The 18,281-nt window shown below is 68.5% G+C and carries 20 protein-coding genes, 2 tRNA genes and 1 other RNA gene; 14 read left to right on the top strand and 9 right to left on the bottom strand.

The annotated features are described in order from the left end of the window. Positions 1-13: 13 nt before the first annotated feature. Positions 14-1,987 carry a peptidyl-prolyl cis-trans isomerase gene (locus FSZ13_RS06050; protein ID WP_145478459.1) on the top strand — a complete coding sequence of 658 codons (1,974 nt, stop codon included), beginning with the start codon at positions 14-16 and terminating at the stop codon, positions 1,985-1,987. A gap of 105 nt (positions 1,988-2,092) precedes the next feature. Here the strand turns inward: FSZ13_RS06050 and FSZ13_RS06045 are convergent, their stop codons facing one another. Beyond that, positions 2,093-3,295 carry a lytic transglycosylase domain-containing protein gene (locus FSZ13_RS06045; RefSeq protein ID WP_145478458.1) on the bottom strand — a complete coding sequence of 401 codons (1,203 nt, stop codon included), beginning with the start codon at positions 3,293-3,295 and terminating at the stop codon, positions 2,093-2,095. Beyond that, positions 3,292-4,059, bottom strand: coding sequence for a hydroxyacylglutathione hydrolase (gene gloB, locus FSZ13_RS06040; protein WP_145478457.1), 768 nt, complete (start codon positions 4,057-4,059; stop codon positions 3,292-3,294). The genes FSZ13_RS06045 and gloB overlap by 4 nt, the downstream gene beginning before the upstream one ends. 11 nt (positions 4,060-4,070) lie before the next feature. Here gloB and FSZ13_RS06035 point away from each other — a divergent pair, with 11 nt between their 5' ends. Genes FSZ13_RS06035 through dnaQ form a run of 3 tightly spaced genes read left to right on the top strand, consistent with a single transcriptional unit; the run spans position 4,071 to position 5,910 of the window. Beyond that, entirely contained in the window at positions 4,071-4,715 is a 645-nt protein-coding gene (locus FSZ13_RS06035; protein ID WP_145478456.1) for a hypothetical protein, read from the top strand. Between the two features lie 12 nt (positions 4,716-4,727). After that, a complete protein-coding gene (gene rnhA / locus FSZ13_RS06030; RefSeq protein ID WP_145478455.1) occupies positions 4,728-5,180 on the top strand; it encodes a ribonuclease HI in 453 nt (150 codons plus the stop codon). Positions 5,181-5,184: 4 nt separating this feature from the next. After that, complete coding sequence (dnaQ, locus tag FSZ13_RS06025; RefSeq protein ID WP_145478454.1) at positions 5,185-5,910, top strand: DNA polymerase III subunit epsilon; 726 nt, start codon at positions 5,185-5,187, stop codon at positions 5,908-5,910. 123 nt (positions 5,911-6,033) lie between these two features. Here the strand turns inward: dnaQ and FSZ13_RS06020 are convergent, their stop codons facing one another. Then, positions 6,034-6,738 (bottom strand): PP2C family protein-serine/threonine phosphatase, encoded by a 705-nt coding sequence (locus FSZ13_RS06020; RefSeq protein WP_145478572.1) that lies wholly within the window; start codon positions 6,736-6,738, stop codon positions 6,034-6,036. A 43-nt stretch (positions 6,739-6,781) separates the two neighbouring features. On the opposite strand from FSZ13_RS06020, the gene FSZ13_RS18365 reads away from it, so the two are divergent. The 3 genes from FSZ13_RS18365 (at position 6,782) to FSZ13_RS06010 (ending at position 7,626) form a co-directional block, all read left to right on the top strand. Continuing rightward, on the top strand, positions 6,782-6,931 hold the full coding sequence (locus tag FSZ13_RS18365; RefSeq protein WP_186308844.1) for a hypothetical protein: 150 nt from the start codon (positions 6,782-6,784) through the stop codon (positions 6,929-6,931). Further along, positions 6,910-7,000: transfer RNA gene (locus FSZ13_RS06015), tRNA-Ser, on the top strand. The genes FSZ13_RS18365 and FSZ13_RS06015 overlap by 22 nt, the downstream gene beginning before the upstream one ends. A gap of 221 nt (positions 7,001-7,221) precedes the next feature. Then, positions 7,222-7,626 (top strand): DUF6165 family protein, encoded by a 405-nt coding sequence (locus tag FSZ13_RS06010; RefSeq protein ID WP_145478453.1) that lies wholly within the window; start codon positions 7,222-7,224, stop codon positions 7,624-7,626. 200 nt (positions 7,627-7,826) lie between these two features. Here FSZ13_RS06010 and FSZ13_RS06005 read toward each other — a convergent pair whose 3' ends face one another. Next, on the bottom strand, positions 7,827-8,870 hold the full coding sequence (locus FSZ13_RS06005; RefSeq protein WP_145478452.1) for a glycosyltransferase family 9 protein: 1,044 nt from the start codon (positions 8,868-8,870) through the stop codon (positions 7,827-7,829). 21 nt (positions 8,871-8,891) lie between these two features. Between FSZ13_RS06005 and FSZ13_RS06000 the strand changes: the two genes are divergently transcribed. Further along, complete coding sequence (locus FSZ13_RS06000; RefSeq protein ID WP_145478451.1) at positions 8,892-9,641, top strand: 3-deoxy-D-manno-octulosonic acid kinase; 750 nt, start codon at positions 8,892-8,894, stop codon at positions 9,639-9,641. Beyond that, positions 9,641-10,390: an MBL fold metallo-hydrolase gene (locus FSZ13_RS05995; protein ID WP_145478450.1), complete on the top strand. Its 750-nt coding sequence runs from the start codon at positions 9,641-9,643 to the stop codon at positions 10,388-10,390. Before FSZ13_RS06000 ends, FSZ13_RS05995 begins: the two co-directional genes overlap by 1 nt. 146 nt (positions 10,391-10,536) lie before the next feature. On the opposite strand, the gene ffs is transcribed toward FSZ13_RS05995, so the two are convergent. Beyond that, positions 10,537-10,633: signal recognition particle sRNA small type (gene ffs, locus FSZ13_RS05990), an RNA gene on the bottom strand. 353 nt (positions 10,634-10,986) lie between these two features. Between ffs and FSZ13_RS05985 the strand changes: the two genes are divergently transcribed. Further along, complete coding sequence (locus FSZ13_RS05985; RefSeq protein ID WP_095363676.1) at positions 10,987-11,304, top strand: DMT family transporter; 318 nt, start codon at positions 10,987-10,989, stop codon at positions 11,302-11,304. Between the two features lie 46 nt (positions 11,305-11,350). On the opposite strand, the gene FSZ13_RS05980 is transcribed toward FSZ13_RS05985, so the two are convergent. Beyond that, a tRNA-Ser gene (locus tag FSZ13_RS05980) sits at positions 11,351-11,443 on the bottom strand. Between the two features lie 133 nt (positions 11,444-11,576). Here FSZ13_RS05980 and dnaX point away from each other — a divergent pair. From dnaX to FSZ13_RS05960, 4 genes are read left to right on the top strand one after another with little or no spacing between them, the layout of a single operon-like run. After that, positions 11,577-13,478, top strand: a complete 1,902-nt coding sequence (dnaX, locus tag FSZ13_RS05975) for a DNA polymerase III subunit gamma/tau (protein WP_145478449.1) — start codon at positions 11,577-11,579, stop codon at positions 13,476-13,478. Between the two features lie 6 nt (positions 13,479-13,484). Continuing rightward, positions 13,485-13,805: a YbaB/EbfC family nucleoid-associated protein gene (locus tag FSZ13_RS05970; protein ID WP_145478448.1), complete on the top strand. Its 321-nt coding sequence runs from the start codon at positions 13,485-13,487 to the stop codon at positions 13,803-13,805. A gap of 2 nt (positions 13,806-13,807) precedes the next feature. Next, positions 13,808-14,404 (top strand): recombination mediator RecR, encoded by a 597-nt coding sequence (gene recR / locus FSZ13_RS05965; protein WP_145478447.1) that lies wholly within the window; start codon positions 13,808-13,810, stop codon positions 14,402-14,404. A gap of 48 nt (positions 14,405-14,452) precedes the next feature. Continuing rightward, positions 14,453-14,803, top strand: coding sequence for a histidine triad nucleotide-binding protein (locus FSZ13_RS05960; RefSeq protein WP_145478446.1), 351 nt, complete (start codon positions 14,453-14,455; stop codon positions 14,801-14,803). A gap of 69 nt (positions 14,804-14,872) precedes the next feature. Here the strand turns inward: FSZ13_RS05960 and FSZ13_RS05955 are convergent, their stop codons facing one another. From FSZ13_RS05955 to FSZ13_RS05945, 3 genes are read right to left on the bottom strand one after another with little or no spacing between them, the layout of a single operon-like run. After that, complete coding sequence (locus FSZ13_RS05955) at positions 14,873-15,397, bottom strand: Slp family lipoprotein (RefSeq protein ID WP_145478445.1); 525 nt, start codon at positions 15,395-15,397, stop codon at positions 14,873-14,875. Continuing rightward, positions 15,394-17,340: a transglutaminase TgpA family protein gene (locus tag FSZ13_RS05950; protein WP_145478444.1), complete on the bottom strand. Its 1,947-nt coding sequence runs from the start codon at positions 17,338-17,340 to the stop codon at positions 15,394-15,396. The genes FSZ13_RS05955 and FSZ13_RS05950 overlap by 4 nt, the downstream gene beginning before the upstream one ends. After that, on the bottom strand, positions 17,333-18,280 hold the full coding sequence (locus FSZ13_RS05945) for a DUF58 domain-containing protein (RefSeq protein WP_260844108.1): 948 nt from the start codon (positions 18,278-18,280) through the stop codon (positions 17,333-17,335). Before FSZ13_RS05945 ends, FSZ13_RS05950 begins: the two co-directional genes overlap by 8 nt. Position 18,281 lies beyond the last annotated feature (1 nt).

The raw sequence follows: 18,281 nt of genomic DNA, 5'->3' as shown, positions 1-18,281 counted from the left end.
CTTGATTTTTCCCATGCTGCAGAAACTTCGCGACAAGACCTCGGGCTGGATCGTTACCGTGATCCTGGGGCTGCTGATGATTCCGTTCCTGTTCGTGATCGACTCCAGCTACCTGGGCGGTGTCGGTGCGCAGAACGTGGCCAAGGTGGCGGCACCGCCGACCTGGTGGCGCTCGGCGCCGTCGTGGTGGCCGATGTCGTTCCTGTGGCAGCACCACGAGATCAGCGCCCAGGATTTCCGTACCCGCTTCGAACAGGCGCGCCAGCAGGCCCGCCAGCAGCAGGGTGAGGACTTCGATCCCCGCCAGTTCGAAAGCACCGAAAACAAGCGCGCCGTGCTCGACCAGATGATCGACGAACAGGTCGTGCGCCTGGCCGGCGAGCAGTCCGGCATCGTCATCGGCGACGGCCTGGTGCGCGAGACCATCGCGTCCATTCCGGCCTTCGTCGGCGCCGACGGCAAGTTCAACCAGGACCAGTACCGCCTGGCGCTGAGCACCGGCACGCCGCCGCGGACCCCGGCACAGTTCGAGACGCTGGTGCGCGACAGCCTGCAGCAGTCGGTCATCCCGACCGCGCTGCAGAACTCCGGCTTCGTCACCAGTGCCGAAGCCACGCGCATGATGAACCTGCTCGGCGAAACCCGCGACGTGGAGATCGCCGCGCTGCCGGAACTGCCGGCCGACACCGCCGAGGTCACCGACGCGCAGATCAAGCAGTGGTACGACAGCCACGGCAAGGATTTCCGCCAGCCGGAAACGGTCACGCTGGAGTACGTGGAGCTCAACGCGGCCACCCTGCCGCCGGCCACCCCGGCCGACGAGGCTGCGCTGCGTAAGCGCTATGCCGACGAGAAGGCACGCTTCGCCACGCCCGAAGCACGCCTGGCCGCGCACATCCTGATTGCCGCCGACGGCAGCGATCCGGCCAAGCTGAAGGCCGCCGAACAGAAGGCGGCAGCGCTTGCCACGCAGGCCAAGGCCGCGGGTGCCGACTTCGCCGCCCTGGCCAAGGCCAATTCGGACGACACCGGTTCGAAGGGCAACGGTGGCGACCTTGGCTGGGTCGAGCGCGGTTCGATGGTCAAGCCGTTCGAAGACGCGCTGTTCGCGATGAAGGCCGGCGACGTCAGTGCACCGGTCAAGACCGAGTTCGGCTACCACGTGCTGCAGCTGCGCGAGGTCAAGGGTGGCCAGGAGCGTCCGTTCGAAGAGGTGCGCGACCAGCTCGCCGCCGAACAGCTCAAGGCCGACACCGAAGGTGCGTTCTCGGAACTGAGCGGCCGCCTGGTCGATGAGGTCTACAAGAACCCGACCTCGCTCAAGAGCGCTGCCGACGCACTTAAGCTGCCGATGCAGACCCTCGGTCCGTTCAGCCGCGCCACTGCCAGCGGCATCGCCGCCAATCCGGCCGTGCAGCGCGCCGCGTTCTCCGACGTGCTGGTCCAGGATGGCACCGTGAGCGACCCGATCACCCTGGCCCCGGACCACAGCGTGCTGATCCGCGTTGCCGACCACAGCCCGGAGCAGGCCCTGCCGCTGGACAAGGCACGAGAGCAGGTGATCGCCGCGATCCGCGCCGACCGCAGCCGCCAGGCCTCGGAAAAGGCCGCCGATGCGCTGCTGGCCAAGCTCAAGGCCGGTCAGAGCCTGCAGGCGCTGGCCGCTGAAGAGAAGCTGCAGCTCACCCCGCTGCCGGGCCTGCCGCGCACCCAGCCGGTGCCGACCCCGGAAATCAACCGTGCGGTGTTTGCCGCCCCGGCGCCGGCCGAAGGCAAGCCGAGCCATGGCAAGGTCGCCGTGCAGGGCCGTTACGTGGTGTTCGCGGTCAACAAGGTGAACCCGCCGAACCTGGCCGAGGTGCCGGCCGAGCAGCAGAAGCAGTTCCGCCAGCAGCTGGACCAGGTCGACGGCATGGCCGCCGCCAAGGACTTCGTGCAGTCCCTGCGCAAGTCGTACCGGGTGCAGGTGGAAGAAGCGAACCTGTAACCGATCGCACGGCGCCGGGCCCTGCCCGGCGGCTGTACGAAAAAGGGCCCGGCAATGCCGGGCCCTTTTGTTTGTACACGGTGCCGGGCAGGGCCCGGCAGTACGTCAGTCTTCCACCCGCAGTACGGCGCCGGGCTTCAGCACGCTGCTGCCGGTCATGTTGTTCAACGACAGCAGCGCCTTCAACGGCATGCCGTAGCGCTTGGCGATGGTCCAGGCCGATTCGCCATTGCGCACGGTGTGGCGGCGCGCACGCGGACGATCGGCGCTGGCCACGGCGCGGCGGGCTGCAGGTGCGTCGTTACCCGGGGCCACGGTCGCGGTAACCGGCGGCTCGGCCTTGGCCAGCATCGCCGTGGCGTCGACCGGCGCATGGGTGGCTGGCGCCAGCAGAGACACCTGGCCGCTGGGGCGGCCCTTGCCGCCGGCCAGGGCCGGATTGAGCCGGGCGATGCGGGCGGGGTCCAGGGCGCGCTGTGCGGCCCACTGCTGCACGCTGGTGCCGGCCGGCAGGGTGTGGGTCTTGAGCACCGGGACGCTGCGATCCAGCGACGCCATCACCCCGGGCGAGGTTTCGGCGTTTTCCAGCACGCAGGCCAGCGCGTGCAGCTTCTCGACATAGGAGTAGGTGACCGGCGACAGCCCCGGCAATGCCGACGGGCGCGCGTTCTGCGCGTTCATGCCGGCCTTGCGCAGCGACTGCAGGACCCGGTACTCGCCGGCGTTGTAGGCCATGGTGGCCAGGCGCCAGTCGCCGCCGAACATGCCGTGCAGCGTCTTCAGGTAGCGCACGGCGGCCTGGGTCGAGTCGGCGGCCGACAGCCGGCCGTCGTAACCGGCGGTCATCTGCACGCGGTGGTTCCGGGCGGTGCTGGCGATGAACTGCCACAGACCGGCGGGGCCACTGCCGTTGCGGGCATTGGGCCGGTAGCCGCTTTCCACGAACGGGATCAGCGCGAATTCGGTCGGCAGGTCGGCCTTGCGCAGCTCTTCGACCACGTAGCCGAACAGCACCAGCGCGTCGTCATCCTGGTTAGCCAGGCGCGAGGGCGCATGCGCGAACTGCTTCTGCCAGCGTGGACTGGTGGCCTCGGCGTCGCAGGTGGGTTCGGCCAGGCCGTCCCGGAAGCTGGCGAAAATGTCCTGGCCGTTGCGGACCGAGGCAGGGGGCAGGGCGGCAGCGTCCAGCGGCAGCTGGGAAAGCCCGGCCACGTTCTGCGACATGCCTGCACTCAACGACTGGGCGCCCGCGGTGCCGGCCAGCGCCATCGCCAGGCCCGCCGCGAGCGGCAGCAATCGCCGCCTCATGTTCGGAATCCGTCTTTCCAGCGCCGCAGACCCGCCAGCACATCGACTTCATCGGTGACGGGGCGGCCGAGGTGCTTGCTTACCGCAGCACGCACAGCGGGGGTATTGGTACGCAGGAATGGATTGCATTCCAGCTCGCTGGCCAGTGCAACCGGCAGCGTGGGTCGTTCATCGCGGCGCATGGCCAGGGCCTCCTCTTGGCGTCGCGCAAGCGCAACGTTGGCGGGGTCGACATGCCGCGCGAAGACGGCATTTGTCACGGTGTACTCATGACCGCAGCACAACAGCAGGTGCGGCGGCAGGGACGCCAGCCTGTGCAGGGATGCCAGGAGCTGGGGTGGCGTACCTTCGAACATGCGGCCACAGCCCAGGCTGAACAGCGCATCTCCACTGAAAAGATGTTCAGCCGTGTGAAACGCGACATGCGATCGGGTGTGTCCGGGCACGGATACTACGTCGATCTCCAGCCCCAATGCCTGAACGCGTTCACCCCCGGTGACGCGCCGGGTGGCCATCGGGATGCGTGGATCGTCCGGCGCGACCACCTCGAGCCCGGAGAACCGGGCCTGCAACTGTTCCACCCCGCCGATATGGTCGTCGTGGTGGTGGGTCAGCAGGATCGTGTGCGGGCGCCAGTTCTGCTGCGCCGCCGCAGCCAGTACCGGTGTGGCCTTGCCGGGGTCGACCACGATGGCGTGGCCGTCGTCGGCGACCAGCGCCCAGATGTAGTTGTCCGCGAATGCGGGTAGGGCAGTCAGTCGCATAGAATTGGACCATGCCCGCCGTGCCGAGCCGCCGTCAAGCTTCCGTCGCATCCTGGTTTGATACTGAACCGGCGCGTCTGCTGCGTGAACTCGAGCGGCAGGCGCTGGAGCCGCTGCTGGCGTCGCACCCGGTCAATCCGTGGCTTTGGATCGCACCGACCGCGTCCTGGCTCGATGCGGTGACCCTGCCGGGGCAGGGACTGCGGCTGTACCGCACCCCGCGCGGGTATACCGGCGATGTGACCTGTGCACTGCCGTTGCCGTTCCCCAGCGAAAGCCTCAACGCGATCGTGCTGCAGCACGTGACCGCGCGCGATGCCGAGCTGCTCATCGCCGAGTGCGAACGCGTGCTGATGCCGGGGGGGCGCCTGTGGCTGTCCACGCTCAATCCATTCAGTCCGTTCCGGCGCCAATGGCGGCAGCACGGGCTGCTGGTCCGTACTCCGCAGCGACTGCGCCACACCCTGGAGCGCTCCGGGCTGGCCTGCGACGACCTGGCCTGGCTGGGCCCGATGTGGGGCGACCGCGCACCCGGGCGCGCCAGCGTGGCGGCCCTGCGCGCGGCCTGCCTGTTCTCCGCCGAAAAACGCACCCTGGCCCTGCCGGGACCCAAGCCACTGCCGGTACGCCGCTGGCACGGTACCGTGGCGACCTGATCTGGAGCTGTATTGAAAACCATTGAAATCCACACCGACGGTTCCTGCCTGGGCAACCCCGGACCGGGCGGCTGGGCCGCGTTGATGCGCTACAAGGGCCACGAGCGCGAGCTCAGCGGCGGCGAAGCGCACACCACCAACAACCGGATGGAGCTGATGGCCGCGATCTCGGGCCTGGAAGCGCTGACCGAGCCGTGCGAGATCGTGCTGTTCACCGATTCCCAGTACGTACGCCAGGGCCTGACCCAGTGGCTGCCGGGCTGGATCCGCAAGAACTGGAAGACCGCCGGCGGCGACCCGGTCAAGAACCGCGACCTGTGGGAGCGGCTGCATGCGGCGACGCAGAAGCACCAGATCGACTGGCGTTGGGTGAAGGGCCATTCCGGCGACCCCGACAACGAACGCGTGGACACGCTGGCGCGCGACGCCGCGATCCGCATCCGTGCTGGCGGCCCGGTACACTGAGCGCATGCGTCAGATCATCCTCGACACCGAAACCACCGGCCTGGAATGGCGCAAGGGCAACCGCATCGTCGAAATCGGCTGCGTGGAGCTGCTTGAGCGCCGCCCGAGCGGCAACAACTACCACCAGTACCTGAAGCCCGACTGCGAATTCGAACAGGGCGCGCAGGAAGTCACTGGCCTGACCCTGGAGTTCCTGGCCGACAAGCCGACCTTCGCGCAGGTCGCCGAGGAGTTCCTGGCGTATATCGACGGCGCCGAGCTGATCATCCACAACGCCGCGTTCGACCTGGGCTTCCTGGACTACGAACTGTCGTTGCTGGGCGACCAGTACGGAAAGATCACCGACCGCTGCACGGTGATCGATACCTTGAAGATGGCGCGCGAGCGGTATCCGGGGCAGCGCAATTCACTCGATGCGCTGTGCAAGCGGCTGGGCGTGGACAACGCGCACCGCCAGCTGCACGGCGGCCTGCTGGACGCCCAGATCCTGGGCGATGTCTATATCGCGCTGACCTCCGGCCAGGAGGAAATCGGCTTCGGTTCGGCCGACGCTGCCCGTCCCGGCACGGCGCAGGTCCAGGCCTTCGATACCAGCCGCCTGTTGCCGCGCCCACGCGTGGTCGCCACCGCCTCGGAGCGCGAGGCGCACGAAGCGCGCCTGGCCAAGCTGCGCAAGAAGGCCGGCCACGCGATCTGGGACGGCCCGAAGGTGGAAGAGGCGGTGGCGTAGATGCATCACGACCAACGGTCGTGATCTACCGCCCGGCATGGACGGACGAATGGGGGTGGTTGACGACCGTTGGTCGTGACGCCTATCCCGGTAGGTCACGACCGTTGGTCGTGACCGCTGCCATCAATGGCAACGCACCAGGATCACCGTGATGTTGTCGGAGCCGCCCCCATCCAGCGCGGCCGCCACCAGCGTATCCACGCATTCCTGCGCACTCGCATCGTCATAGGCCAGCGTCCGCGCGATGCCGGTGTCCTCGACCTCCTCGGTGAGCCCGTCGCTGCACAGCAGCAGCTGCATGCCCGGGCGCAGCTCGCCGGTGGTGGTGGCCACGTTCAGGTGCGCCGGATCGGTCACCCCCAGCGCCTGCGTCACCACATTGCGGTGCGGATGCGCGCGCGCCTGTTCAGCGGTCAGGTTGCCCTGGGCCACCAGCTCCTGGACCACGCTGTGGTCCTGGCTCAACTGGGCCAGCGCACCGTCGCGCCACAGGTAGGCGCGGCTGTCGCCGACCCAGGCTACTTCATAGCGGTTGCCCTGGACCCGGGCCGCCACCACGGTGGTGCCCATCGGCAGGCTGTCGTTGCGACGGCGCGAGGTGCGGATGATTTCCTCGTCCGCCACCCGGATCGCGTGGGCCAGCGACGCGCCCTGGCGGATCTCGCGCACGATGGTTTCGCGCGCCAGCGCGCTGGCCACCTCGCCGCAGGCGTGCCCGCCCATGCCATCGGCCACCAGCCACAATGCCAGTTCGCCGTCCCCGTAGTAGGTGTCCTCGTTGAGGTCACGGCGCAGGCCAGGGTGGGTCAGGTGTCCGAATTCGATCATGGTCGCGCGCAGGCCAGGGAGTGTGTTGCTGAGGGATAACGGCATGATCGCGGCGCTGCGGACATCCGGCAAGGCGTTGATACAGAAAAAATTCATCGGCATCCCCGGAATGGCTTGCCGTCAGCGCCGCCTCACCGTATTATTCGCTCCCCGGTTCGCCGGGGACCATCTGGAGAGGTGGCAGAGCGGTTGAATGTACCTGACTCGAAATCAGGCAGGCGTTTATAGCGCCTCGGGGGTTCGAATCCCCCCCTCTCCGCCAGACACGCAAAAAAGGCTGCCCTTCGGGTGGCCTTTTTTGCGTGTCTGGCGGAGAGGGGGGGGGGGCAACGGCGCGTAGAGCCACGCCCTGCGTGGCTGCTCTTCGTCGGGCACCGCGCAGCCACGCAGGGCGTGGCTCTACTGGCTGAACCACGGCGTTCCTGGGACACGCATGGCGTGTCTCTACGCTTAAACTGTCTGCCTCCACTACGGAAGTCTTCCATGACCGCAGAAATCTCCGTTCCCGTCTCGTTTGGCGAGCTGCTGGACAAGATCTCCATCCTGCAGATCAAGTCCGAGCGGATCAGCGATCGGGCCAAGCTGGTCAACATCCGCGCCGAGCTGAGCGCGCTTGAAAAGACCTGGATGGCGCATCCGGCCGGGGTCAAGGACATCGCGAAGCTGCGCGCCGAGCTCAAGGATATCAACGAGCAGCTCTGGGACATCGAAGACAACGTGCGCCTGAAGGACAAGGCCGGCGAGTTCGACGACGCGTTCATCGCGCTGGCGCGCAGCGTCTACCAGAAGAACGACCAGCGCGCGCGGATCAAGAAGGACATCAACCTGGCGCTGGGCTCGGTCTACGTCGAAGAGAAGTCGTACAAGGACTACAGCGGCCGCGGTTGAGAAACGCCGGGGCGAACGGCTGTACCGGTAGCGCCGACCGGTAGCGCCGACTGTTAGTCGGCTGGCCGGGGCAAGCAGCCGACTAACAGTCGGCGCTACCAATCGGCGCGATCGGCGCGATCGGCGCGATCGGCGCATCCAGCGCATCCGGCGTATCTGGCCGCGCGCGCCCGGCGTTACCGGCGCAATCGCAGCGGTGCTCACGCCTGATCGGCCACATACCGCTCGAACGCGGCGATGCCGTCCTCGACCGTGATCAGCTGCATCACGTCGTCGAACTCGATCTTGGTGCCCCACTTCAGTTCGCTGCCCGGCTTGCCCAGGAACTTCCGCGCCGCATCGTCGTACCGGTCCACGCAGTAGCGGCGGTCCGAGTAGGGGCCGCTGCGGTGCGGGTTGCTGGCTGCATGCAGGCCCAGCACCTTTACGCCCATCGCGTTGGCGATGTGCATCGGTCCCGAATCGGGGGTCATCACCAGCGCCGCGCGCGCCAGCAGGGCCGGCAGCTGTTTCAGCGTGTCCTTGCCCACCAGGTCCAGCGCCGGGGTGGCCAGCTGGGCCTGGATGGCGTCGGCCATGCCACGCTCCAGTTCGCTGCGGCCGCCGCAGAGCACCACCCGCCAGCCGCGCGAGACGGCATGGTTGGCCACCGCCGCATAGCGCTCGGCGTACCAGTTGCGACGCACGTGGCTGGAGCAGGGCGAAATCATCAGCACCGGCCGGCCATCGTCCTGCCACTGCGCCTGCGCCCATTCCACCGCTGCCGCTGGCACCGCCAGGTCCCAGCTGACCTCGGTCTGGCGGATCCCCAGCGGTTCGCCGAAGCTGCCGATCGCGTCCAGCACGTGGATGCCCGGGCGGTCGGGGATGCGCTCGTTGATGAAAAGCCCGTGCAGGTCCTTCGAACGCGCCTTGTCGTAACCGATCCGGCGCTGCGCCGGGACGAAGGCCGAGAGCACGTTGGCGCGGAAGGCCACCTGCATCTGCAGCAGCGCCTCGAACCGACCCGGCGGCAGCTCGGCGCGCAGGGCGCGCATGCCGGCCAGGCCGGTCCTCTTGTCGTAGGCGTGGAAGACCACGCCGGGCAGTCCGTCCAGCAGCTTGTGCCCGGCCTTGTCGATGATCCAGTGCAGTTCAACGCCCGGGCGCGCCTGCTGCAGGGTCCGCACCAGCGGCACCACGTGGGTGACGTCGCCCAGCGCGGACAAACGCAAAAGACACAAGGAAGAGGACGCTGATGCCATGGTGTTGTTAGACTCGAAGGAATGGTCGCATTCGACGCCACTGAAGCGCTGACGCCCTGCCGCGATGGACGTGGCATGGGTGCCATTCTGTTCGACCGCGAACGGCTGCGGCAAGCCGACATGAGCCTGTTCTCCCCGGTCCACTGGGGCGAGCGGGCGCGGCCGGTGGGCGAGGGCGGCCGCGGCGGCGCCTGGTTCGTCGATGCGCCGTTCGGGCATTGCGTGCTGCGCCAGTACCTGCGCGGTGGCATGGCGGCCAAGCTCAGCCACGACCAGTACCTCTGGCGCGGCGCCAACCGCACCCGCAGTTTCGCCGAATTCCGCCTGATGCGCGCGCTGCGCGCGCTCAAGCTGCCGGTGCCGCGCCCGATTGCCGCGTTCTACATGCGCGACGGCATGCGCTATCGTGCCGCGCTGCTGATGGAACGCCTGGAAGGCGTGCGCTCGCTGGCCGACCGCGCGCTGGTCGCCGGGCGCGGTGCGCCGTGGGAAGAGACCGGCCGGCTGATCGCGCGCTTCCACCGCGCCGGGCTGGACCATGCCGACCTCAACGCCCACAACATCCTGTTCGACGCCAATGGCCATGGCTGGCTGATCGATTTCGACCGCGGCGTCCAGCGCATCCCGGCCACCGCCTGGCGCGAGCGCAACCTCAAGCGCCTGCACCGTTCGCTGGTCAAGCTGCGCGGCGAGCGCAGCCATGACGAGGTCGAGAAGGATTTCGCGCGCCTGCGCCGCGCCTACGACCTGGCCTGGAACCGGGGGTACTGATGACCTGGTCGCTGCGTTTCATGGGGGTCGGCAATGCGTCGGCCGTACAGCTGGGTTCGCCGATGGCGGTGATCGAGCGCGAGGGCCAGCCCTGGCTGACCATCGACTGTGGCGGCGAAGGCCTCACCGCGTTCCTGGCCCAGTACGGGCGCATGCCCGAGGCCCTGTTCGTCACCCATGTGCACCTGGACCACGTGGCCGGATTCGAGCGCCTGTTCGTGGACGCCTATTTCTCGCCGCAGCGCCGGGGCCGCATCCGCGTGTACGTCCCTGCGACCGTGGTACCGCTGCTGCATCGGCGGGTGGCCGACTACCCGAACGTCCTGGCCGAGGGCGGCGCCAATTTCTGGGATGCATTCCAGCTGATCGTGGTCGGCGATGCGTTCTGGCATGACGGCGTGCGCCTGGAAGTGTTCCCGGTACGCCATCACTGGCCGGAAACCGCGTACGGCCTGCGCCTGCAGGGCGCGCTGGTGTGGAGTGGCGACACCCGTCCGATTCCGGAAATGCTGGCCCGCTACGCCAGCGACAACGAACTGATCGCCCACGACTGCGGCCTGCACGGCAACCCGTCGCATACCGGCGTGGAGGATCTCGAGCGGGAGTATTCGCCCGAACTGCAGGCGCGCATGATGCTGTATCACTACGCGAGCGAAGCCGACGGCGACGCCTTGCGCCAACGTGGTCACCGCGTAGCGACGCCGGGCGAGTGCGTAACTCTCTCGGCGCCAACGGGAATGCCGACGTAGAGCCACGCCGCGCCCCTTGAACGGTGCGCGCCAGTCCCAGGAACGCGTCGCCACGCGCCATTGTGCTGATCGCATCGCGACGTAGCGTGGTTCAGTGCGTGGCTGCGCGGACCCGAACTTGTTCGCAGACCCCAAAACGGGTGACGGCCCCGCCGGCTGACCTCGGCGCCCGCGTCGATCGATACCGTTGCTGCCTTCCGGCCCTGGCGGGATTTTCGACCTAGCGTCGCGAGGGGCCGACGGGGCCGCCATAGAGACGTTGCACCGAAGTGCAGTCACCCAGTATAGCGCGGCGCAGCCAAGCGCGGTAGATCCGCAAGCGCCGTAGATCCGCAAGCGCGGTAGATCCGACTGTTAGTCGGATTCGGCCTTTGGCGCAAAACCTCCCGAGCAGCGACACGCCACGCGTGTCCCCGACCACCCTGACCATCGCATAACCCCAATGCACCTACAGCCCCATCCAAGGCCATCCATCACCTAAAATCCCCCCAACGTAGAGCGGGGCTCTGCCCCGCTGCACGCACCCCAGGAGGAACGGCCTCCCCCATATCGGGCAACAATGACCAGGACGACCTGGCCCCATAAGGAGGGCCACCATGGCCTGGATATATCTACTCGTTGCCGGTGTACTGGAAATCGTCTGGGCGTTCTCGATGAAACAATCCGAGGGCTTCACCCGGCTCACCCCGTCGCTCATCACCTTCGCCGCCATGGCCGCCAGCTTCTGGCTGCTCGCCCTGGCCATGCGCACCTTGCCGCTGGGCACCGCCTATACGATCTGGACCGGCATCGGCGCGGTCGGCGCGTTCATCGTCGGCATCGTGTTCCTTGGGGAACAGGTGAGCGCGATGCGGATTGGCGCGGCGGTGTTGATCGTGAGCGGGCTGGTGTTGATGAAGGTGTCGAGCGCGTAACCGCAGTTAAAAAAGGCCGCCCATTGGGCGGCCTTTTGCGTTTGTCTGGCGGAGAGAGGGGGATTCGAACCCCCGAAGCGCGGTTTAGACGCTTACACACTTTCCAGGCGTGCTCCTTCAACCACTCGGACACCTCTCCGGACCTGCTGCGAACCCGCTGCAGGGGCGCAGATTCTAGCTGGGTAACGCGCCGTGCACAAGCGCCTTCACGCAGGGGCAGGGGGGCTGGACAGGCGTGGCACAATGGACGTCCCGATGAAGACGGTGGCCTGATGTCCTATCTCGTCCTTGCCCGCAAGTGGCGTCCGAAGCGTTTTGCCGAGCTGGTGGGCCAGGAACACGTGGTCCGTGCGCTCAGCAATGCGCTGGACAGCGGCCGGGTGCACCATGCGTTCCTGTTTACCGGCACCCGCGGGGTCGGCAAGACCACCATCGCGCGTATTTTCGCCAAGTCGCTCAACTGCGAGCAGGGCACCAGTGCCGATCCCTGCGGCCAGTGCCCGGCCTGCCTGGACATCGATTCCGGGCGTTACATCGACCTGCTGGAAATCGACGCCGCGTCCAATACCGGCGTGGACGATGTCCGCGAGGTGATCGAGAACGCCCAGTACATGCCCTCGCGTGGCAAGTACAAGGTCTACCTGATCGACGAAGTGCACATGCTGTCCAAGGCCGCGTTCAACGCGCTGCTGAAGACGCTGGAAGAACCGCCGGAACACGTGAAGTTCCTGCTCGCCACCACCGACCCGCAGAAGCTGCCGGTCACGGTGCTGTCGCGCTGCCTGCAGTTCAACCTCAAGCGGCTGGACGAGGACCAGATCCAGGGCCAGATGACCCGGATCCTGGCCGCCGAGGAGATCGAATCGGATCCGACCGCGATCGTGCAGCTGGCCAAGGCGGCCGACGGCAGCCTGCGTGACGGCCTGTCGCTGCTCGACCAGGCCATCGCCTACGCCGGCGGTGCACTGCGCGAAGACGTGGTGCGCACCATGCTGGGCACCGTCGACCGCACCCAGGTCGCGGCCATGCTCGAGGCCCTGGCCGACGGCGATGGCGTGCGCCTGCTGCAGGTGGTGGCCGCGCTGGCCGAGTTCTCGCCCGATTGGAGCGGGGTCCTCGAAGCGCTCGCCGAAGCGCTGCACCGCATCCAGGTGCAGCAGCTGGTGCCCGGCGCCCAGGCCGATGGCGACGGCATCGACGCCGCCGCATTTGCCCAGCGCCTGCGCCCGGAAGTGGTGCAGCTCTGGTACCAGATGGCGCTCAGTGGCCGCCGCGACCTGCACCTGGCGCCCAGCCCGCGCGCCGGCTTCGAAATGGCCGTGCTGCGCATGCTGGCGTTCCGTCCGGCCGCTGCCGTCCCGCCGGTGCCGCGCGACCCGGGCACCGGCACCGAGCGGGGCACGGAATCGCACGGGGCCGGGCAGGGCGGCATGGCCGCCGCGCCGGCTGCCGTGGCCGCCCCCGTCGTCGCTGCGGCGGCGGTGTCGTCGCCGATCCGCGCCGCCGTTGCACCGGTCGCCCCGGTCGCACCCGCCAAGTCCGCACCGACACCTGCGCCGGTCGCCGAACCGTCCACCGACGACGACCTGCCGCCCTGGCACCAGGCCGGCGCGGATGAGCGTGACGAAGCGCTGGCGGTGGAGCTGGCCACCCCGGACGCGGCCATGGCCGCACCGTGGGAAGCGCCGCCGGTGCGCCCGGCGCCCGCGCCGCCACAGCGTCCGCAGGGCTTCGCGGTGCCGCCGCCGCCGGCGGTCGCCGCTGCGGCCACCGGCACGGTCACGCTGCAGTCCGCCGAAACCTGGCTGGAGCTGGTCGCGCAGAGCCAGCTGAACGGCCCATCGCGGCAGCTGGCCGCGCATGCGGCGTTCGTCGGATTCGAGCGCGGCGTCTTGAAACTGGCCGTATCGCCCGGATTTGAGTACCTGTGTTCGGATCGTTCGCTGGCGGCGCTGACCGAGGCGCTGTCCGGCCCGCTCGGGATGACCCTGCGGATCGTGATCGAACACGGCAGTGCCGAGGCAGAAACGCTGCACCAGCGGTCCGACCGCCAGCGCGGCGAACGCCAGCAGGCGGCCGAAGCTGCTTTCATGGCCGACCCATCGGTGCAGCTGCTGATCCAGCAGCATGGCGCCCGGGTCGTGACCGATTCCATCCGTCCTTTTGAAGAGTAATACGACATGCGCGGCAACATCGCCCAACTGATGCAGCAGGCCCAGAAGATGCAGGAAAACCTGCAGAAGGCCCAGGAAGAACTCGCCAAGCTGGAAGTGACCGGCAGTGCCGGTGGCGGCATGGTCAGCGTGACCCTGACCGGCGCCAAGGAGTGCCGCAAGGTACGCATCGACCCGTCGATCCTGTCCGATGCGGAAATGACCGAAGACCTGGTGGCGGCCGCGTTCAACGACGCGTCCAACAAGATCGACGCCGAGTCGAAGAACCGCATGGGTTCGGCAACCGCCGGCATGCAGCTGCCGCCCGGCATGAAGCTGCCGTTCTAAGCGTGAGCCTGCCCCTGCTCGAACAGCTGATCGAGGCCTTCCGGGTGCTGCCGGGGGTGGGCCAGAAGACCGCCCAGCGCATGGCGTACCACGTGCTCGAACGCGAACGCGCCGGTGGCCAGAAGCTGGCCGAGGTGCTGGCCAAGGCGATCGAACGCATCGGCCACTGCGCGCAGTGCCGCGACTTCAGCGAAACCGAGGTCTGCGCGGTGTGCGCCAATGGCAGCCGCGAGCGCCAGCAACTGTGCGCGGTGGAATCGCCCGCCGACCGGCTGGCGATTGAAACCGCCACCGGCTTCCGCGGCGTGTACTTCGTGCTGCAGGGGCGCTTGTCGCCGCTGGATGGCGTCGGCCCGCGCGAACTTGGCCTGGACCAGCTGGAAGCGCGGCTGGGGCAGGGTGAGGTGCAGGAGCTGATCATCGCCACCAGCGCGACGGTGGAAGGCGAGGCGACCGCGCATTACCTGGCGCAGCTGGCGCGCGCGCACAAGGTGCGGCCCAGCCGGCTGGCGCAGGGGCTGCCGCTCGGCGGCGAACTCGAGTACGTCGATCGCGGCACGCTGTCGCACGCGTTCGGCACCCGGACCGAAGCAACCTAACCGGTAGCGCCGGCCGTTGGCCGGCGCACGCACACATCAGGTGACGCAATGACCCAGGACACCCTGTTCGGAAAGATCATCCGCCGCGAGATTCCCGCCACCATCGTCTACGAAGACGATGAGGTGCTGGGGTTCAAGGACATCGCGCCGCAGGCGCCGGTGCACGTGTTGTTCATTCCGAAGAACGACGCCATTCCCACGCTGGACGACGTGCAGCCCGGGCAGGCGCACCTGATCGGCAAGCTGGCGCTGGCCGCGGCGGAGTACGCGCGCCGCGAGGGCTTTGCCCAAGACGGCTACCGGATCGTCATGAACTGCCGCGAGCATGCCGGGCAGACGGTGTTCCATATCCATATGCATCTGTTGGCGGGTGCGCCGCTGGGGCATTTCGGCGCATGAAAAAGCCGCCCTTCGGGGCGGCTTTTTCATCGCGTGCCGACCAACGGTCGGCACCTACCAGGGCTTGTACTACCACCAGCCCCAGCCGCGGTAGCCCCAGCCCGGACCCCAGCCCGGGCCCCACGGGCCGTACGGGTAGACCGGCACCACATCGACTTCGCGCTGTTCCGGCCACAGGTAGACCACGTCCGCTTCCAGCTTCGGCAGGCGGTAGTCATAGTCACCGATACGGGTGTTCTCATAGCCGGCGATCTTGCCGATGAAGGTCACGTCACGCCCGGCTTCGAACACCGCCGGGTCGTAGAACCCGGCGCGGCAGGCCACGAAGCGGCCGTCGCTGGCGTCGTTGGAGGAGGTGTTGGGTCGGCCGCTGCCATTGAGCGGGCGCGACAGCAGCTGGAAGCAGGTCTGGCCCTGGCCCGGGGTGGTTTCGATGATGCGGCCGCCCCAGCGGACCGGGGTGCCGACCTGCTGGGTGGCGACCGAATCGCGCGGGCTGACCACGCTGAACTGTCCCTGCAGTGGTTTGGGCGCGGTGGCACAGGCGGCCAGCGCCAGCGACGCGGCAAGGGGAAGCAGGATCTTGACGTTCATGAGGTTGCTCCGGTGGACGGGCGATGCCTGTGCAGGTCGCGCACGAGTGAAGGGTCGAGCTCAGCGCCAGCGTAGCGCGCCTGGACGAAACGGTGGCTGAGCGAAATCAGCGCCGGGTCGGGGCGCTGCCGATGGACGCGCTGCGCCCAGTCCGTGGCGGTCTCCGCGGTATCCCTGGCCAGGCCATGCCGCGCGTAACGCCGCCCCAGCCGGTGCCAGGCCCGCAGCAGCGGATCGCGTTCGCGTTCCCCGCGGGCCAGCAGCCATGCCATCCACCCTAGCGCACCGCCTGCGAAGGCAATGAAAATGCCCACCAGCTGCGCCGGCTGCAGGTTGTCGATGCCCAAGGGCCGCAGCAGCTGGCGCTGCCGGGTAGCGTCGAACGAAAGCACCAGGTCGTTCCAGCCACGGCGCAGCAGATCGCTGACCTGGCCCAGCTGCACCCAGCGGTCCTCGAGGGCAGTGCCGGCGCCGGCGCCTAGGCGGTCTTCCAGGGTGTCGTAGATGCGCTCGGGCGCCACGGCGGCGGTCGGGTCCACCCGCACCCAGCCGCGTTGCGGCAACCACACTTCGGCCCAGGCATGCGCGTCCATCCGGCGCACCACGAAGTAGTCGCCGTACGGGTTGCGCTGGCCGCCGGCAAAGCCGGTCACCACCCGGGCGGGGATGCCGGCGTTGCGCATCAGCACCACGAATGAGGAGCTGAAGTGCTGGCAGTAGCCGGCCTGCTGGTCGAACAGGAATTCATCCACGCTGTCGCGGCCGGGTTCCTCGGTTTCCAGGGTGTAGGCAAAGGACGAGCGCACCCATTCAAGAGCACGCGACACGATTGCCGCGTCGTTGTCGCCCGCCTCCTGCCGCCACTGCCGGCCCAGCGCCGCCGTGCGCGGGTTGAAGCCTTCCGGCAGCTGCAGCGCCTCGCGGCGCTGGAACCGGTCGAGCGGTTCGACATGGGCCGCAGGCGCTGCCGATTGCAGGCGCCAGCGGGTCAGCGATGACAGGTTCTGGTCGCTGCGCAGGCTGTAGTCGCCGCCGAGGGTGGCGCCGGCCGGGGCGCGCAGCGGCAGGTCCAGTGCGACCAGCTGGCGCCGGTCGGTGGGCTCGTAATCGATCTGGTAGTCCCACCCCTGCCCGGCGCGGGGTATTGCGGCGGGTGGCCGGCGGTCGCTGAAAGGCTGGCGTTCCCAGCGACGACCGTCGAAATGGGTCATGACCGGGCCACGCCAGTAGCGTTGTTCCGGCGCGGGCACGGCGCCGAAGAAGGTCACCCGCAATGCGGTGGCATCGTCGGCCATCAGGTCCAGCCATTCGGAGGGGTCCATCTGGTCGGACAGGCCGGGTTTGCCCACGGCACGGTCGGGCAGGCCCCACAGCGGCTCGCTCAGGCGCGGGAACAGCCAGAACGCGGCCAGCGCCAGCGGCAGGCCCAGGGCCAGCAACCTGCCGATCCCGCGCAGCTGGCCGCCCAATGCCGCATCGGGCGCTTCGCCTTCGGCATGCGCCAGGCGTTGCAGGGTGAGCAGGATGGCCAGCGCGGCCAGCACCGCCAGGCCCATGGTGACCGGGCCCTGGTCGAGCAGGAAGGCGGCGAACGGCGCGAACAGTGCGAACCCCAGCAGGCTGCGCGCGTCGCGCAGGCTGCGCAGCTCGCTCGACTTGAGGGCCAGCATGGCCGCCAGCAGCGCGCAGCCGGTATCGCGGCCCGGCCGCGCGCCGAGTTGCCAATAGACCGCCACCAGCATGGCCAGCACCATCAGCACGCGTACCGGCGCGGCCAGCACGCGCTGACCGGAGGCGAGCGCGGTGAGCACCGCGACCAGCGCGAACACGCCTGCCAGTAGTGGCGGCAACTGCAGCAGCAGCGGCAGCAGCGCCAGCGCGCCGCTGGCCAGCGTCCAGCGCCGGGCCACAGGGGAAAGCAGGGCGGTGGGACGGTCAGCCATGCGGCATCAGCGCCAGTGCGCGTTGGCAGAGATGGTGGTGGCTGCTGCCCTGGGACGGGCCCAGCGCCGGTTGTCCCGGCAGGTGCAACGTGTAGCGGCGGCCTTCGCGCTCGGCCAGGTCGACCCAGCGCGCCAGCCGCGCGATGCGCGCTTCGCCCGGCAGCGGCGCCAGCTGCCGCCAGTCGAGCAGGATGTCCACGCCGACCGGCTTCTCATACTCGCGGACCAGCAGCGTGTCGCGGCGCGCCGAGTGCTTCCAGGAAATGCTGCGCGGCGCATCGCCGGCACGGTAGGGCCGCAGCTGGTGCAGCTCGTCGCCGCTGGCATGCACGCGGGTATGCAGGGGATCGCCGTCGCCTTCGGGCAGCGGCGGTGCCTGCGGTTCGGGCGCGGCGTAGACCAGCAGCGGTGCGTCCGGCCATACCCACGACCACGCCCGCACCAGTCCCAACGGTTGCGTCGTGGACAGGCGGATGCGGTCCAGGTCCATCCAGCCGCGGCGCTCGGTGGGCAGCGGCAGGTCGACTTCGATCCGGTCGGTATCGACCAGGTGGCCATGGGCCACGACATCGCCAAGCGACACCGCCAGGCCACGGCGCACGCGCGTATCGGCGCGGGAGAGGTTGATGCGCAGGCGCATTGTTGCCCCGGCTATCACCGGCTCGGCGGACACGGCATCGACCTGCAGTCCGGACAACTGCAGGTGCGCGCTGAAAGTGCTGGCGATCGCCACCGTCGCGAGCAGCAGCGCCAGCAGCAGCGCGGGATTGTTGTTGTAGTTCAGCGCGCCCAGCAGCATCACCACCAGCAACACGGTGACGAACATGCCGAAGCGGGTCGGCAGCACGTAGATGCGGCGTCGGCCCAACCGCTGCGGCAGGCTTTCTGGTTGCCGCGGCCGCGTAAAGGCCCGGCCACTGGCCGCAAGCGTGTGCTTCAGG

Origin of the sequence: Stenotrophomonas rhizophila (genome assembly GCF_007667275.1) — a bacterium.
Taxonomy (GTDB): Bacteria; Pseudomonadota; Gammaproteobacteria; order Xanthomonadales; family Xanthomonadaceae; genus Stenotrophomonas; species Stenotrophomonas maltophilia_AE.
The sequence above is the reverse complement of the archived record's forward strand: the minus strand, read 5'-3'. Positions and strand labels throughout refer to the sequence as shown.